The organism is Mesorhizobium sp. J8 (genome assembly GCF_016591715.1).
Taxonomy (GTDB): Bacteria; Pseudomonadota; Alphaproteobacteria; order Rhizobiales; family Rhizobiaceae; genus Mesorhizobium.
In genome coordinates this window covers 1,329,818-1,345,237 of sequence record NZ_AP024109.1, presented here as the reverse complement: position 1 = coordinate 1,345,237, position 15,420 = coordinate 1,329,818, and the positions used below count along the sequence as shown (strand labels likewise).

Here is a 15,420-nt window from a genome sequence, read left to right as displayed (position 1 = left end):
ATTACGCGCTCGGCAAGTTGGGAGGCTTGTTATGGCAGACGAAAGCTGGGGCGGAAATGGGTCGGGAAGCACGCTCTTCACCAATGTGCGCGTGCTCGACGCCACGGGTGAATACCCCTACACCGGCGAAGTGCTGGTGCAGGGCAACCGCATCAAGCAGATCACCAAGGGCTCGTCGCGCTTCGGCGCCTCCTCGTCGTCTTCCTACGGCACCTCCGCGCCGGGGGGCGCCACCGTGATCGACGGCATGGGCGCGACGCTGATGCCCGGCATGATCGACGCGCATCTGCATCTGTCCTGGAACAACGCGCCCGGCATCGATCCCATCCAGATGATGGAGATCGAGGAGCACATGCTGGTCACCATGGAGATGGCCAAGCTGGTGCTCGATGCCGGCTTCACCGCAGGCCGGGGCGCTGCCGCCGCCAAGCCGCGGCTCGACGTCGTCGCCAAGAAATTCATCAACCAAGGCCGGTTTCCAGGCCCGCGTTACCTCGCGGCCGGTCCGGAGATCACCACGGTCGGCGGCCTCGGCGATTCCGCGCCCTCGCATATCCCGCATGAGGGCCTCAATCTCGGCATCGTCGTTTCCGGTCCGGAGGAAATCCGCCGCACGGTGCGCCAGTTGATCAAATACGGCGTCGATTCCATCAAGCTCAACCTCTCCGGCGAGAGCATCACCGGCATGGGCGCGGAGGAAACCCCGATGTCCGAGGAAGAAGTGGCGATGGCCGCTTCCGAGGCACGCTGCCGCAACAAGGTGTTGTCGGCGCATGCGCGCTCTTCCGGCTCGGTCAAGCAATGCATCCGCCACGGCATCCAGAACATCTACCACGCCTCCTTCGCCGACGAGGAAGCCCTCGACATGCTGGAGGCGGTCAAGGACAAGCACTTCGTCGCGCCCGGCATCGCCTGGCTGATCAATACCGCACGCCATGCCGAGCAATGGGGCATCAAGCCCGGCTCACCGCTCTCGCTCGAATATGAGCGCGAGCTGGAAATGTGCATCGATACGATGAAGAAGATGCACCGGCGCGGCATCCGCGTCCTGATCGGCGGTGACTACGGCTTCGCATGGACGCCGCAAGGCACCAACGCCAAGGACATCCAGACCTTCGTCGAAATGCTCGGCTTCTCGCCGATGGAGGCGATCCAGGCCGCGACCAAATATGGCGGCCAGATCATGGGCATGGGCGACGAGCTCGGCCTGATCAAGGAAGGCTATCTCGCCGACATCCTTCTGATCGACGGCGATCCGATCGCCGACGTGCGCATCCTGCAGGACAAGAACCGCATCCTCGCCATCATGAAGGACGGCAAGTTCCACAAGGCGCCGCGCATGAACGAGCAGCGACGGCGGCTGACCGCATGAGCATACTCGACCAGCCATCGTCCTCGTCGCTGTCTGGCGGCGGCGTGACGCGCCGCCAGGCCTGGGGCCTTGTCGGACTGCTCGCCGCAGCGATCGTCGCCTGGCTGGTCTTCGCCGTCTGGCCCCAATGGCTGAACGCGGTCCTGATCTCCAAGAAGGCTTTCGTCAGCGCCATCCTCAACGGCCTGACGCTGGCCGGCCTCTATTTCCTGGTCGCCAGCGGGTTCACGCTGATCTTCGGCCTGATGCGCAACATCAACCTGGCGCATGGCTCGCTCTACCTGCTTGGCGCCTATATCGGCTACGAGGTGACCAGCCGCACCGGTTATTGGCTGCTCGGCGTCGCGGCGGGTTTCGTGGTGCTGGCGATCATCGGCGTCGTCATGCAGGTTTTCGTCTTCCGCCGCCTGGAGGGCGACGATCTCAGGCAGACCCTCGTCACCATCGGCATCTCGATCGTCGCCGCCGACCTGATGCTGGCGGTGTGGGCCGGCGGCACCTACCAGATCGCCACGCCGGAATGGCTCGACGGCGCCTTGACCTTGCCGGTCATCACCGCGGTGCGCTCGAACGGCGCCTCCGTTTTCCTCACCTATCCGCTCTACCGGGTGGTGGTGCTGGCGGCGGCGATCGTCATCGGCGTCGGGCTCTGGCTGATGCTCAACAAGACGCGCGTCGGCATGATGATCCGCGCCGGCGTCGACGACCGCGCCATGCTGTCGGCGTCGGGCGTCAACGTGCATGCGGTGTTCGCCATCGTCTTCGCGGTCGGCGCCGGACTTGCGGGTTTTGCCGGCGTCGTCGGCGGGTCGGCCCTCTCCGTCGCGCCGGGCGAGGACGTGCGCTACCTGCTTGCCTCGCTGGTCGTGGTCATTGTCGGCGGCATGGGCTCCATCACCGGCGCGGCGATAGGCGCCCTGCTCATCGGGCTCGCCGAGCAGATCGGCCTCGTCTACTTCCCGACCTATGGCGTGGTGCTCACCTTCGTCATCATGGTGGTGACGCTGGCGGTGCGGCCGCAAGGCATCATGGGGAAGGCAAGATGAGCCTGGCCACTGCCGCCGACGGTGCGGCGCCGCAGCAGAACTGGCTGGACAAGATCGGCGCCGGTCACGTCATCCTTGCTGTCGCGCTCCTTGTCTATCCTCTGGTGGCGTCGGATTTCTTCCTGACGCAGATCGCCGGCTATTCGATGATCTTCGGCGTGCTTTCGCTGTCGCTGATGCTGCTGGCCGGCTATGGCGGAATGCTGAGCCTGGCGCAGATCACGGTCGCCGGGATCGCCGCCTACGCCGTCGCCATCCTCGGCAGCAACAATTCCAACGTGCTGGGCTTCGGTTGGCCGTGGTGGATCGTCGTTCCCTTCGCGGTCGCCGCGGCGGCGGTGTCGTCGGCGCTGATCGGCTGGATCTCGGTGCGCACGGAAGGCATCTACACGCTTATGATCACGCTGGCGATCGCGACGGCGACCTTCTACTTCGCCCAGCAGAATTACGCGATCTTCAACGGCCATTCCGGCTATGCCGGCATCCACGCGCCGGTGTTCTGGGGCGTCAACTGGCGGGACCCGAAGCCGTTCTACTACCTCTGTCTCGGCCTTGCGATGCTGTCCTACGCGGCGGTGCTCTACGGCTCCCGCTCCACCTTCGGCATGACCTTGCAGGCGATCCGCGACAACCCGCGCAGGATGCGGGCGCTCGGCTACCATGTCACTGCGCACAAGGTCTTCGCCTGGTTCCTGGCCGGCGTCCTTGCCGGGCTGGCGGGCGTGCTTCTGGTCTGGTTCAACGGACGCGTCTCGCCCGGCACGATCGGCGTCGACGTGGCGATCGACATCCTGATCATCGCCGTCATCGGCGGCCTGCGCCACCCGATCGGGCCGTTCGTCGGCGCGATCGTCGTCATACTGATGCAGACCTTCGCCATCGACATCGTCGGCGCCGAGCGTTTCAACACGCTGATCGGCCTGGTGTTTTTGGTGATCGTCTTCGTCTCGCCGGATGGAATTCTTGGGTTGTGGGGGAGGATCAAGCCACATCTTGCCCAGGAGTCCTTGCGCGCCGGTCCCTAGCGGCCGACGCAGGATGAGCACCGCAGATCAATCAATTCAATGGGAGGAACCGAGGATGCATAGACGTACATTGCTGGCCCTGGCACTGTTCACCGGGCTGACCGCGCCTTCGATGGCGCTCGCCGCCGACGACACCATCAAGATCGGCCTGCTCGCCACCTTCGAAGGACCGTTCACGGTGCTTGGCGAGGACGGCGAACGCGGCGCCATGACGGCGGTCGCCGAAACCAACGGCACCGTCGCCGGCAAGAAGATCGAGATCGTCAAGGGCTCCTCCGACGCCTCGCCCGACAGCGCCGTGCGCGCGGCGCGCAAGCTGGTCGAGCAGGACGGCGTGAAGGTGCTGGTCGGCCCGCTTTCGGGCGACGAGGGCCTCGCCGTCAAGGACTATGCCAAGACCAAGCCCGACGTGACGTTCATCAACGGCACCTCGGCCGCGCAGGACACGACGCTGCGCAATCCGGCCGAGAACTTCTTCCGCTTCTCCACCGACGGGGCGCAGTGGATGGCCGGCCTCGGCACCTATGCCTTCAACGACAAGGGCTACAAGAAGGTCGCCACCGTCGCCGAGGATTACTCCTTCCCCTACACGCAGGTCTTCGGCTTCATGGCCGAGTTCTGCAAGGCCGGCGGGCACGTACCGTCGAAATCCTGGGTGCCGATCGGCAACAAGGACTTCTCCTCCGTCATCGCGGCGATCCCCGAGGATGTCGACGCCATCTATGTGGCGCTCGGCGGCGCCGATGCCGTCAACTTCCTGACCCAATACCAGCAGGCCGGCGGCACGGCTCCGCTGATCGGCGGCTCGATCACCGTCGACCAGACCGTGCTGACCTCGAAAGGCAAGCTGCGCGACGTGCTGAAGGGCACGCCCTCGGCGGGCCCGACCGCCGACACCAATGACGCGCCGGCCTGGAAGTCGTTCGTCGCGGCCTATGCCAAGCAGCCGGGCGCCTTCCCCTCGCCGTCGCTCTTCGCCCACGGCTATTATGTGAACATGAAGGCGACGCTGCTGGCGCTCGATCAGGTCGGAGGCGACGTTTCCGACGGCGGCAAGAAACTGCGCGAGGCCTTGTCGAAACTGTCCTTCGACACGCCGACCGGAAAGGTGTCGCTCGACAAGAACCGCAACGCGATCGCCGACATCTTCCTGACCGAGGTCACCGAAGGTTCGGACGGCAACCTTCTGAACAAGCTGGTCAAGGTCGTGCCGCAGGTCAACCAGACGCTCGGCATTCCGGAGGACGAGTTCATGAAGCTCGGCGCGGTCAACCGCGACAATCCAAGCTGCCCGTAATCGCACGCGCCAAGAGCATCGTCAGTGACCGAAAACCTGGCCGCGAACCGTCTGCAGAGCTCCGGCGCCTACGCGCTGGAGCTCGATGGCGTGGCGCGGCATTTCGGGGCGCTGGTGGCGCTCTCGGGCATCGACATGAGGATCGCGGCCGGCGAACGGCGCGCGGTCCTCGGCTCCAACGGCGCAGGCAAGACCACGCTGTTCAACGCCGTGACCGGCGACTTCCTGCCGACCGCCGGACGCATCCGCTTCTTCGGGGAGGACATCACCGACCTGCCGCCGCATGAGCGCATCCGGCGCGGCCTGCGCCGCACCTATCAGATCTCGCAACTGTTCAAGGGCTTGTCGGTCCTCGACTCCATCTTTCTCGCCTGCCGGGGTGTCTCGCGCCGGCGCTTTTCGCTGCTGCGGCCGGCCGCCGACGACGTCAACATGGTGCAGGCGCGATCGATCCTCGAGGCGGTCCATCTCGAAGCTCATCGCGACGCGCTGGTGGCGACGCTGAGCCACGGCCAGCAGCGCCAGCTGGAAATCGCGCTGGCGCTCGCCGGCGCGCCGCGCTTCATCCTGTTCGACGAGCCGGCGGCGGGTCTTTCGCCGACCGAGCGGCGCGATCTCATCGCCATCCTCAACGCGCTGCCGAAGCATATCGGCTTTATCATCATCGAACACGATCTCGATGTCGCACTGCGCGTGGCGGACTATGTGTCGATGATGCATAACGGGCATCTGTTCAAGGAAGGCACGCCGCAGGAAATCGAGGCCGATCCGGAGGTCCAGCAGATCTATCTCGGAGGCAAGCATGGCTGAACGCTCCGCCGGCAAAAGCCCTAGGGCGGTGCTGAAGATAGAGGACCTGCAGGTCTTCTATGGCGAGAGCCATGCGCTGCAGGGGATTTCGCTGACGCTGGAGAGCGGCGTGCTCTCCGTGGTCGGCCGCAACGGCATGGGCAAATCGACGTTGTGCAACACCATCGTCGGATTAAAGCGCGCGCGCTCAGGCTCGATCCGCTTCGACGGCCGCGAGATCACCGCGCTCGAACCACACGAGATCCATCGCCTCGGCATCGGCTATGTCCCGCAAGGACGCCGCGTCTGGCCAAGCCTGACCGTCGACGAGCATCTGCGGCTGGCTGCCGGCAATCGGCGGGATGCGAGCTGGACCGTCGAGCGCGTCTACCAGACCTTCCCGCGCCTGGCGGAGCGCCGCCACAACGGCGGATCGCAGCTCTCGGGGGGCGAGCAGCAGATGCTCGCCATCTCGCGCGCGCTGCTCAGCGACCCAAAGCTCCTGGTGATGGACGAACCGACCGAAGGCCTGGCGCCAATCATCGTCGACCAGGTCGAAAAGATGCTGGTCGACCTTGCCGCGGACGGCGAGATGGCCGTGCTCGTCATCGAGCAGAATATCGGCGTGGCGACCGCCGTCTCCAGCCAGGTCGCGATCATGGTCAACGGTCGCATCAACCGGCTGATGGAAGCGGCAGCACTTGCCGCCGACCGCGACCTGCAGCAGCGGCTGCTCGGCGTTGGACGTCATGCCGAGGAAGCGCCCGTCACGCCAGCGGAAGCGGCCCAGGCAAAGGAGCAACTGGCGGCCGTCTATCGCGTCGACCGCGCGGCGGCCGGGTCGGACGAACCGGCGGTGCACGACGGCGTCTACCGTCCGGTCACCGAATTGCCCAACCGCTGGAACGTGCCTGTCACCGAACTGCGCCAGGCGGCCGTCTCGAAGAACTTGCCGCAGGAAGATCCTAAGAAGGTCTTCGCCATGCCGTTCGCCGAGCGCATCGGCAGAACGGTGCTGGTCGCCGGCACCTTCGACACCAAGGGCAAGGAGCTGCGCTTCATCGCCGAGCGCCTGAAGTCGCTCGGCGTTCCGGTCCGCACGGTCGACCTGTCGACATCGGGCAAACCGGCGAGCGCGGACGTGCCCGCCATGCAGGTGGCCGGCATGCACATCCGCGGGTCGTCCGCGGTCTTCACCGACGATCGCGGCGGCTCAGTCAGCGCCATGGCGGAGGCCTTCGCGCGCTGGATCGAACGGGAGCCGCGCATCGGCGGCGTCATCTCGGCCGGCGGCTCCGGCGGCACGACGCTGGCCACGGCCGGCATGCGGGTCCTGCCGGTCGGCATCCCCAAGCTGATGGTGTCGACGGTGGCGGCGGGCGACGTCGCCAAATATGTCGGCGGCGCCGACATCATGATGTTCCATTCCGTCGCCGACGTTCAGGGACTGAACTCCATCACCGAGCGGGTGCTTGCCAATGCGGCGCACGCCATGGCCGGCATGGTTGCGCAGTTGCCCAATGCCGAAGCGTGGGAAGCAAAACGCAAGCTCGCGCGGCCGGCGGTCGGCATCACCATGTTCGGCGTGACCACGCCGGCCGTGCAGGCAGTGACGAAGCGGCTTGAGGCCGACTATGACTGCCTCGTCTTCCACGCCACCGGCATCGGCGGGCGCGCCATGGAAAATCTCGGCGACTCGCGCCTGCTGTCGGCCTTCCTAGATCTCACCACGACCGAGGTGGCCGACATGATCGTCGGCGGCGTGTTCCCGGCGACCGAGGACCGCTTTGGTGCCGCCATCCGCAGCGGACTTCCCTATGTCGGATCGACGGGAGCGCTGGACATGGTCAATTTCGGTCCGCGCGAGACCGTGCCGGAGAAGTTCCGCGGCCGCAAGTTCGTCATCCACAATCCCAACGTCACGCTGATGCGCACGACGCGCGACGAGAACCGCGCTTTCGGCGAATGGATCGGCGCGCGGCTCAATGCCATGAACGGCCCAGTGCGCTTCCTGCTGCCCGAAGGCGGCGTCTCGATGCTCGACGCGCCCGGCCAACCCTTTCATGACCCGGAAGCCGACAACGCGCTGTTCGAAGCGATCGAAAAGACCGTTCGCCGGACGTCGCTGCGCCATGTCGAGCGGGTGCGCGCCCACATCAACGACACGGCTTTCGTCGATGCGGTGATCAGCGCTTTCCACGCGATCGGCCCGAAGCTGCAGAGGCGGGCATGACGAATTGGGCTTTACCTGACGGCGGACGGATCTTTCAATTGGCGCCTGGCGCCGGCCGGATTTTGTAGGGGAGAATAAATCATGGACGCGCAGAGCTTTGGCGCTTTCCTGTTGTGGCTGATCGTCGCCGCGGTCGTGGTGGTGATCGCCGTCTACATTCTGCGGTGGCTCTATCGCCGCTCGACGAAGGAGACGGCATTCGTGCGCACCGGCTTCCTGGGCGAGAAGGTGGTGGTGAATGGGGGCGCCTTCGTCATCCCCGTCCTGCATGAGATCACCCCGGTCAACATGAACGTGCTGCGCATCGAGGTGCGCCGAGAGGACGCGCTGGCGCTGATCACCAGGAATCGCATGCGCGTCGACCTCATCGCGGAGTTCTTCGTCCGGGTCGGCGCAAGCCGCGAGTTCGTCGCCGCCGCGGCGCAGACGCTCGGCCGCCGCACGTTGCAGCCCGACAGCCTGCGCGAATTGCTGGAAGGCAAGTTCGCCGGCGCCATGCGCACCGTCGCCGCGCAGATGACGCTGGAAGAGATGCATGAGCTGCGCGGCGACTATGCCGAGAAGGTCCGGGCGCTTGCCTCGGATTCGCTGGCCGCCAACGGGCTCGAGCTGGAAAGCGTCGCCATCGTCGATCTCGACCAGACCAGCCTTGAATATTTCGACCCGTCCAACGCCTTCGATGCGGAGGGCCTGACGCAGCTGACGGAATCCATCGAGACCCGCCGCCGCATGCGCAACGAGATCGAGCAGCGCACTTTGGTCGATATCCGCAACCAGAACCTCGACACGCAGCGCAAGGTGCTGGAGATCGAGCGCGATACCGAATATGCGCGCCTCGAACAGGAACGCGAAGTCGAGATACGGCGCGCCGCGCAGCGCTCCGAGCTCGCCAGGGAACGGGCCGTGCGCGACCAGGAGGCCGAACAGGCGCAGCTTTCCGCGCGCGAGGCGGTCGAGAAATCGCGCCTCGCCCAGGAACGCAGCATCACCGAGGAACGCATCCGCAGCGAGGAAGACACGCAACGCCGCGAGATCGCGCGCCGCCGCGCGCTCGACGAGGCCGAGATGAAGATGCGCGAATTGACCGAGCGCGAGCAGATCGCTCTCGGACTTGCGCTGGAGAAGGCGCGCATCGAGCGCGAGGGCGCGCAGAGCGGGCTTGAGATCGAACGCAAGAAGTCGCTCGAGATCGCCGAGCTCGAGCGCCAGATCGCTTTGGCCGAAAAGGCGCTCGAGGTGACCAGGGCGGAGGCGGAGAAGCGCCGCGCCGAGATCGTCGAGAACCAGGCGACCGAGACCGCGCGCATCGAGCAGGAACGCGCTATCGACGAGGTGCGGATCGACAGGGAGCGCCACCTCGAAGCGCTGCAGATCGCCAAGCGCCAGGCCTTCGAGGAAGCCGAGATCGCAGCGGCCGAGGAGGTGGAGCGGGCGCGCATCACCACCGAGCGCGGCATCGAGGAAGCCAAGCTCGTCAAGGAGCGCGAGCTGCGCCAGCTCGCCGTCGACCGCGACCAGAAGGTCGAGATCGCCGAAATCCAGAAGGCCATCGACATCGCCAAGAAGACGCAGGAACGCTCCTCCGCCATCGCCGCTTCGGAAGCCGTTCGCGCCAAGGCCGTCCAGGCCGAGGAACAGGCCCTGACCGCCCGCGAACGCGAGATCGCCGAGCGCCGCAAGCTGACCGACCTGATCGCCGCTCAACGCGAGGCGGAGCGCGAGGCCCTTCGTGTGACGGCCGCCGCCGAGGCCGAGATGAAGGCCGCGAAGAGCCTGGCGGAGGCGCAGAAGATCGCGGCCGTTGCCGCGGCGGAAGCGGAGAAGATCCATGCCCTTGCCGCCGCCCAGCGCTATGAGGTCGACGCGAACGGCCATCGCCAGATCAACGAGGCGGAGAACCTGCTCTCCAGCGAGGCGCGCGCCGGCCGCCTGCGCGGCAAGTTGCTCGATCACATGGAAGGCATCATCCGCGAGAGCGTCAAGCCGATGGAGAAGATCGACGGCATCAAGATCCTGCATGTCGACGGCATCAATGGCGGACCGGGCGGTAACCGCAACGTCACCGACGAGGTGATCGATTCGGCGCTGCGCTACCGGGTGCAGGCGCCGATGATCGACAATCTGATGAAGGAGATCGGCATCGAGGGCGGCTCGCTCGGACGGATGACGGATGTGTTGCGCGACGCCAAGGACATTTCGAACCTCGCCCGCGACAAGCGACAAGAAGGACATGGGAAGGGCAAGGCCAAGACCGCCAAGGACGATGATGACGACCGCGACCATTGAGGTGAGGAGCCCGTCGCGGACGGTTCGCGCCCTTCCTCTTCCCCGTCGATCGGGGGAGAGGTGTCGAGCGAAGCTCGACGGAGTGGGAGGCGATCCGGCGCGGCGCGAGACAATGCATACGCGCATGCTCACAGCCGGCTCCCAAGCATGACCAAGGTCTATGTCTCCTCGGTCATCCCGGCCCCGGCCGCGGACGTCTGGAAAATCGTGCGCGACTTCAACGGCTTGCCGGGCTGGGCGCCTTTCGTGGCCGAGAGCCGCATCGAGCAGAACGCGCATGCCGACCGGATCGGCTGCATCCGCAACTTCACGCTCAAGGACGGCGGACGCATCCGCGAAAAACTGCTGGCGCTGTCGGACTACGACCTATCCTGCAGCTATGCGATCCTGGAAAGCCCGATGCCGGTGGAGAACTATGTCGCCACCTTGTCGCTGACGCCGATAACCGACGGCAATTTGACCCTGGCCGAATGGCAGGCGGAGTTCGATTGCGCCCCCGGCCGCGAGGCGGCGCTGACGCAGCAGATCGGCAACGGCGTGTTCCAGGCCGCGTTCACCGCGCTGAAGCAGCGCTTCGGGCGCTGATCCGCCGCCAATGGTCGAGGTCCGCCAGAGCACGATCATCAATGCCCCGATCGAGGAGGTCTGGGCAATCCTGCGCGATTTCAACGGCCACGACCGCTGGCACCCGGCCATCGCGTCGAGCGAGATCGACGGCGGCGAGCCGGCCGACGCGGTCGGCGCCGTGCGTCATTTCCGCCTGGCAGACGGCGGAGAACTGCGCGAGCAGCTTCTGGCGCTCTCCGACAAGGATCGCCGGCTGAGCTACTGCCTGCTCGAAGCGCCGCTGCCGTTGATGGGCTATGTCGCGTCGATAAGGCTGAAGCCTGTGACCGACGGCAACGCCACCTTCTGGGAGTGGCGCTCCGAATTCCACCCGCCGGCACATCGCCGCGACGAGTTGGTGAAGCTGGTCGCCGAAGACATCTACCGCGCCGGCTTTGCCGCGATCCGCAATCTCCTCGGACGCCGAGACGTTCCCACGCCCGAGGCAAGGCCGGTGCCGGCAATCATGCCTCCGGGGCCGACAAGCGTCGCACCCCGCTCGATCCCAACGCCGTCGATCCTCGCACCGCCCTTGGGCGCGAAGGAAACGACGCGCGCGATCCTCGTCGAGCGCTATGGCGGGCCGGACGTGCTGCAGCTGAAGGACATCGCATTGCCGCCGCCGGCGCCCAACGAGGTGCGCATCCGCCATACGGCGATCGGCGTCAACTTCATCGACGTCTATTGCCGCACCGGCTTTTTCGATCTCCTGCAACCGCCCGGCGTGCCCGGCATGGAGGCGGCGGGTGTGATCGAGGCCATGGGTCCGGCGATCTCGGGCCTGTCGGTCGGCGATCGCGTCGCCTATGCCTGCCCGCCGGTCGGCGCTTATGCCGAGCGCCGCAACATGACGGCCGACCTCTTGGTGCGCCTGTCGGACGACATATCGGACGAGACCGCCGCCGCGAGCCTGCTGAAAGGCGTGTCGGCCAGCTTCCTGCTGCATGAAGTCCATGCGGTCCGGCCGGGCGAGGTCGTGCTCGTCCACGCCGCCGCCGGCGGCATCGGCCAGTTGCTGGTGCAATGGGCGCGCCATCTCGGCGCTACCGTGATCGCAACCGTGTCGAGCGACGACAAGGCGCGCATCGTGGAGCGCCTCGGCGCGCACCATATCATCGTCTACTCCCGCGAGGATTTCAGCGAGGCGGTCATACGGCTGACCGCCGGCGCGGGCGCCGACGTCATCTATGACGCCGTCGGCGCCGACACATTCGCCGGTTCACTTGCGGCCCTTGCGGTGCGTGGTCATCTGGTCAGCTTCGGCCAGGCATCGGGGCCGGTCGGCAGTTGGGACATCGACCGGTTCGCCTCCCGGTCGATCACCCTTTCGCGGCCCAATTACTCGCATTACACCGACACCCCTGAGAAGCTCGCGCCGCATGTCGACCGCTTCTTCGCGGCATTGCGCCAACGCGCCGTCAGGATTGCGCAGCCCGTGGCTTACAGCCTAGCCAAGGCAGCGGACGCCCACCGGGACCTGGAAGCCCGCCGGACCAGCGGTGCGCTCGTTTTGTTGCCGTAGCCGCGGATCGGGCTGCTCGCGCTTGTCAGACCGATGAGAAGCTGTTGACGCCGCTGCGCATCGGGTCCTCCGCTTCTCGAGCGGGCTCTCCGATTCCATTCGGCGGCAAAACCTAGAGCGTTCCATCGTTTCACGGAAACGGCGAACCGCTCTATCTCTTTGTTTTTACGCAATTCCGGACGGAAAACCGCTCACACTTTTCCTGGAATTGCTCTAATAGACGGCCTCATAGGCCTTGCATTGATCGAGCACGCTGCGGTCGCCCAGGAATTTCAGCTCGCCGAGCTTGTGGTCGCGGTAGACTTCGCAGAAGCCGGCGGGGAACCAGCCGCGCACGGTCCCGTTGGCCATCATCCGTTCGATTGCCTCACCGAGCGATTGCGGCAGCCGCGTGAAGCCGCGGGCGGCGAGCGCCGCGGGATCGAGCAGAGAGAGATCTTCCTGCGTGGCCTTCGGCGCCTCGAGCTTTTCAACGATGCCCTGCACGCCGGCATGAACGATGGCCGCGAGCGCCAGATGCGGCGACGCGGCGGCGTCGGCCGCGCGGAATTCGATGTTGTACTGCCTGGCGACGCCCTCCGGGTCGCGCGCCGTGGTCGGGCATATCCGCACCGACGCTTCCCGATCGCGGACACCGAGATTGTTGAAGGCGGCGCTCCAGCGATGCGGCGTCAGCCTGAGATAGGAAACCGATGACGGCGCCGTGAAGGCGACGATGCTGTCTAGATATTTCAGCACGCCAGCGACGAACGCTTGCGTGATCGCGGACATGCCGTGCGGACCATTCTCGTCATAGGTCGCGGGACGGCCGCTGGAATCCTCGAAACTGAGATGGATATGGACGCCATTGCCGACGCCGTCGGGATGGCGGATCGGGGTGAAGCTTGCCTCGTCGTCGAAGCGCCGCGCCGTGGCGCGGACCATCTCGCGCATGACAAGGCCGGCATCGGCCACGCGCACGCCGCGCTCCGGGCTGATCGTCACCTCGTACTGGCCGACGCCGTACTCCTTCATGACCGTGTCCGGTTTCAAGCCGGCCGCCTTGATCGCCGCCATCAGCGTTCCGGCGAATGCCGCCCGGTTGCGGTAGCCTTCCATCGAATAGGCGCCGCCGCCGTCGCCGGCCTTGAGGTGGAACTCGTGCTCGAAGGCGCCAACCAGCCGGACACCCGCAACGTCCTCCAGTTTCTTCAGCGCCGATTTCAGGATGGAGCGCGTGCAGCACTCCCAGGGAGCGCCGTCGAGGGTCAGGATGTCGCCGAGCATGAAGTCCTCCGCGGGGCTGCCGTCCTCGAAATCCACCGTCACGCGGCTGTTTTGGTCGGGCACCAGCAAGAGATCGCCGAGCGAGCCATAGGGGCTTTCGGCGATGGCATCGAAGCAGGTGATCTGCACGTTGGTGGGCGTCCAGCCCACGCCGCGCCCTGCCCGCTTCTCGAGGAGTTCGAGGGGAAATGCCTTGCCACGAACACGCCCCGAGACATCGCATGTCGCGACGAAGAGCAAGGGTTCCCTTATCATTTTGTCGGCTTCCTTTCCTTGTCCAGCCGCAAGGCGTCCCAGGCGCGGATGCGGCTGCTTGTGGAATTCCAATCGCGTTCGGAGATATGGGTGATCATCGCGTCCACCGTGACCATGGCGGCGATGTAGGTGTCCCATGCCGTTCCGTTGTCGATCGAGAGCGCGATGACCTCGGTCGCCTCGCTGGAGACCGGCGACAGCCATTTGTCGGTGAAGAGCAGGACCTCGATGCCACTCGCCTGCCTGGCTGTGCGCACGAGCTGCTCGAGGCGCGGCTGATAACGGCGAAAATCGAACACCACGAAGACGTCGCGCGCCTTCATCCGCAGGATGTATTCCGGCCAGACTTCCGGGTCGGGCGGGATGTGGAAGACGTCGCGCCGGATCTGGCGCAGGTGGCGCGAGAAATGCTGCGCCATGGGATCGCTGATGCGGCCGCCGATCAGATAGATCGCCCGCCTTTCGTCCGCCACCATGCCGCAGATGCGCTCGAACTGCACTTGCGTCAGCGCGGCGGGAACCGCGCGCACAATCTGGCTCGCGCGTTCGACATAGGCTTCGAGGAAGTTCGCGCCGTGCGAGCTCTTGCTGTGCAGCTCCACCGGCGAACGATGCCACTCCTTGAGCTCGCCGATCAGCTTATGCTGGAAATCCTGGTAGCCCTGGCAACCCAGCTTGGCGACAAAGCGCGTGATGGACGGCGCCGACACGCCCGTCTTGTCGGCGAGCGCCTGGATCGTCTGCAGCCCGGCAAACGGATAGTCCGCCAGCAGCGTCGAGGCGAGCTTGCGCTCGGCCGGCGTCAGCGCGCTCTCAAGCTCTTCGATTTGTGCCCTGAGTTCCATTCCCGCTTTCCTCCCATGCAGAAAAAATTTAGTCAATTGTCATTTTAGATTTGACATTGATGAAAAACTTTCATCATCCTGGCCCAAACGAAGAAGGCAGCATGAATATTTCCGATCAACCACGACCGACGCTTCTCGGCGCATCCGATCCCGCCCCCGTGGAGATCGTCAATCCCGCCGGCAGCGGCGACGTGCTCCTTGTCTGCGAACATGCCGGCCGAGAGATCCCAACCTGCCTGGGAGACCTCGGCATCGCGGCGAGCGAGATGGACAGGCATATCGCCTATGACATCGGTGCGCGCGATCTTGCCTTGATGCTCTCCGAGCGCCTCGATGCGCCTCTCGTCGCGCAGCGATACAGCCGGCTGGTCATCGATTGCAACAGGCCGACGGAGGCCGACGACTCCATCCCGCCGGTCAGCGACGGGACCGAAATACCGGCCAACAGGAACCTCGGCGCCCAGGAGCGGGCGCAGCGGGCGGCGGAGATCTTCGAGCCGTTCGACCGCGCGCTGGCGCGGGCGATCCGGGATCGCCGGCCGAAGGCTATCTTCGCGATCCACAGCTTCAATCCGGTGCTGCGGGGCGTGTCGAGGCCGTGGGACATCGGCTTGCTCTACCGGAAGGACGAGCGGACCTCCCCGGCGCTCAAACGATATCTCCTCGCGGCTGCGCCGTATCTTTCGATCGGCATGCAGGAGCCTTACTCGATCAGCGATCAATCCGATTGGTTCGTACCGGTGCATGGCGAGCGCAACGGCATCGCCCACAGCCTGATCGAGGTACGCAACGACCATATTTCGCACCCTGAAGGCGTGGCGCGTTTCGCTGGCCTTCTCGCGGGCGCGATCGACGATTTCATGAAGAAGGGCGACTAA

At 65.6% G+C, this 15,420-nt stretch carries 12 protein-coding genes; 10 read left to right on the top strand and 2 right to left on the bottom strand.

Annotated elements, in window-relative coordinates:
* Positions 1-31 precede the first annotated feature (31 nt).
* The 9 genes from MJ8_RS06180 (at position 32) to MJ8_RS06140 (ending at position 12,176) form a co-directional block, all read left to right on the top strand.
* On the top strand, positions 32-1,372 hold the full coding sequence (locus tag MJ8_RS06180; RefSeq protein ID WP_201413563.1) for a metal-dependent hydrolase family protein: 1,341 nt from the start codon (positions 32-34) through the stop codon (positions 1,370-1,372).
* The gene (locus tag MJ8_RS06175; protein ID WP_225248151.1) at positions 1,369-2,418 is read left to right on the top strand and encodes a branched-chain amino acid ABC transporter permease; all 1,050 of its coding nucleotides are present in this window, start codon (positions 1,369-1,371) and stop codon (positions 2,416-2,418) included. Before MJ8_RS06180 ends, MJ8_RS06175 begins: the two co-directional genes overlap by 4 nt.
* A complete protein-coding gene (locus tag MJ8_RS06170) occupies positions 2,415-3,443 on the top strand; it encodes a branched-chain amino acid ABC transporter permease (RefSeq protein ID WP_201413562.1) in 1,029 nt (342 codons plus the stop codon). Before MJ8_RS06175 ends, MJ8_RS06170 begins: the two co-directional genes overlap by 4 nt.
* A 55-nt stretch (positions 3,444-3,498) precedes the next feature.
* Positions 3,499-4,740 (top strand): ABC transporter substrate-binding protein, encoded by a 1,242-nt coding sequence (locus MJ8_RS06165; RefSeq protein ID WP_201413561.1) that lies wholly within the window; start codon positions 3,499-3,501, stop codon positions 4,738-4,740.
* A gap of 24 nt (positions 4,741-4,764) precedes the next feature.
* On the top strand, positions 4,765-5,550 hold the full coding sequence (locus tag MJ8_RS06160) for an ABC transporter ATP-binding protein (RefSeq protein WP_201413560.1): 786 nt from the start codon (positions 4,765-4,767) through the stop codon (positions 5,548-5,550).
* Positions 5,543-7,762, top strand: a complete 2,220-nt coding sequence (locus MJ8_RS06155; protein ID WP_201413559.1) for an ABC transporter permease — start codon at positions 5,543-5,545, stop codon at positions 7,760-7,762. The genes MJ8_RS06160 and MJ8_RS06155 overlap by 8 nt, the downstream gene beginning before the upstream one ends.
* An 81-nt stretch (positions 7,763-7,843) precedes the next feature.
* Complete coding sequence (locus MJ8_RS06150; protein WP_201413558.1) at positions 7,844-10,048, top strand: flotillin family protein; 2,205 nt, start codon at positions 7,844-7,846, stop codon at positions 10,046-10,048.
* Between the two features lie 147 nt (positions 10,049-10,195).
* Entirely contained in the window at positions 10,196-10,633 is a 438-nt protein-coding gene (locus tag MJ8_RS06145; RefSeq protein ID WP_201413557.1) for an SRPBCC family protein, read from the top strand.
* Between the two features lie 10 nt (positions 10,634-10,643).
* Positions 10,644-12,176, top strand: a complete 1,533-nt coding sequence (locus tag MJ8_RS06140) for an SRPBCC family protein (protein ID WP_201413556.1) — start codon at positions 10,644-10,646, stop codon at positions 12,174-12,176.
* Between the two features lie 213 nt (positions 12,177-12,389).
* Here the strand turns inward: MJ8_RS06140 and MJ8_RS06135 are convergent, their stop codons facing one another.
* On the bottom strand, positions 12,390-13,697 hold the full coding sequence (locus MJ8_RS06135; protein ID WP_201413555.1) for a glutamine synthetase family protein: 1,308 nt from the start codon (positions 13,695-13,697) through the stop codon (positions 12,390-12,392).
* Complete coding sequence (locus MJ8_RS06130; RefSeq protein ID WP_201413554.1) at positions 13,694-14,542, bottom strand: MurR/RpiR family transcriptional regulator; 849 nt, start codon at positions 14,540-14,542, stop codon at positions 13,694-13,696. Before MJ8_RS06130 ends, MJ8_RS06135 begins: the two co-directional genes overlap by 4 nt.
* 101 nt (positions 14,543-14,643) lie before the next feature.
* Between MJ8_RS06130 and MJ8_RS06125 the strand changes: the two genes are divergently transcribed.
* On the top strand, positions 14,644-15,420 hold the full coding sequence (locus tag MJ8_RS06125) for an N-formylglutamate amidohydrolase (protein WP_201413553.1): 777 nt from the start codon (positions 14,644-14,646) through the stop codon (positions 15,418-15,420).

Excerpts from the sequence above, each read along its gene's own strand:
- MJ8_RS06180 (WP_201413563.1), top strand. The coding sequence starts at position 32 with ATGGCAGACGAAAGCTGGGGCGGAAATGGGTCGGGAAGCACGCTCTTC.
- MJ8_RS06175 (WP_225248151.1), top strand. The coding sequence starts at position 1,369 with ATGAGCATACTCGACCAGCCATCGTCCTCGTCGCTGTCTGGCGGCGGC.
- MJ8_RS06170 (WP_201413562.1), top strand. The coding sequence starts at position 2,415 with ATGAGCCTGGCCACTGCCGCCGACGGTGCGGCGCCGCAGCAGAACTGG.
- MJ8_RS06165 (WP_201413561.1), top strand. The coding sequence starts at position 3,499 with ATGCATAGACGTACATTGCTGGCCCTGGCACTGTTCACCGGGCTGACC.
- MJ8_RS06155 (WP_201413559.1), top strand. The coding sequence starts at position 5,543 with ATGGCTGAACGCTCCGCCGGCAAAAGCCCTAGGGCGGTGCTGAAGATA.
- MJ8_RS06150 (WP_201413558.1), top strand. The coding sequence starts at position 7,844 with ATGGACGCGCAGAGCTTTGGCGCTTTCCTGTTGTGGCTGATCGTCGCC.
- MJ8_RS06145 (WP_201413557.1), top strand. The coding sequence starts at position 10,196 with ATGACCAAGGTCTATGTCTCCTCGGTCATCCCGGCCCCGGCCGCGGAC.
- MJ8_RS06140 (WP_201413556.1), top strand. The coding sequence starts at position 10,644 with ATGGTCGAGGTCCGCCAGAGCACGATCATCAATGCCCCGATCGAGGAG.
- MJ8_RS06135 (WP_201413555.1), bottom strand. The coding sequence starts at position 13,697 with ATGATAAGGGAACCCTTGCTCTTCGTCGCGACATGCGATGTCTCGGGG.
- MJ8_RS06130 (WP_201413554.1), bottom strand. The coding sequence starts at position 14,542 with ATGGAACTCAGGGCACAAATCGAAGAGCTTGAGAGCGCGCTGACGCCG.
- MJ8_RS06125 (WP_201413553.1), top strand. The coding sequence starts at position 14,644 with ATGAATATTTCCGATCAACCACGACCGACGCTTCTCGGCGCATCCGAT.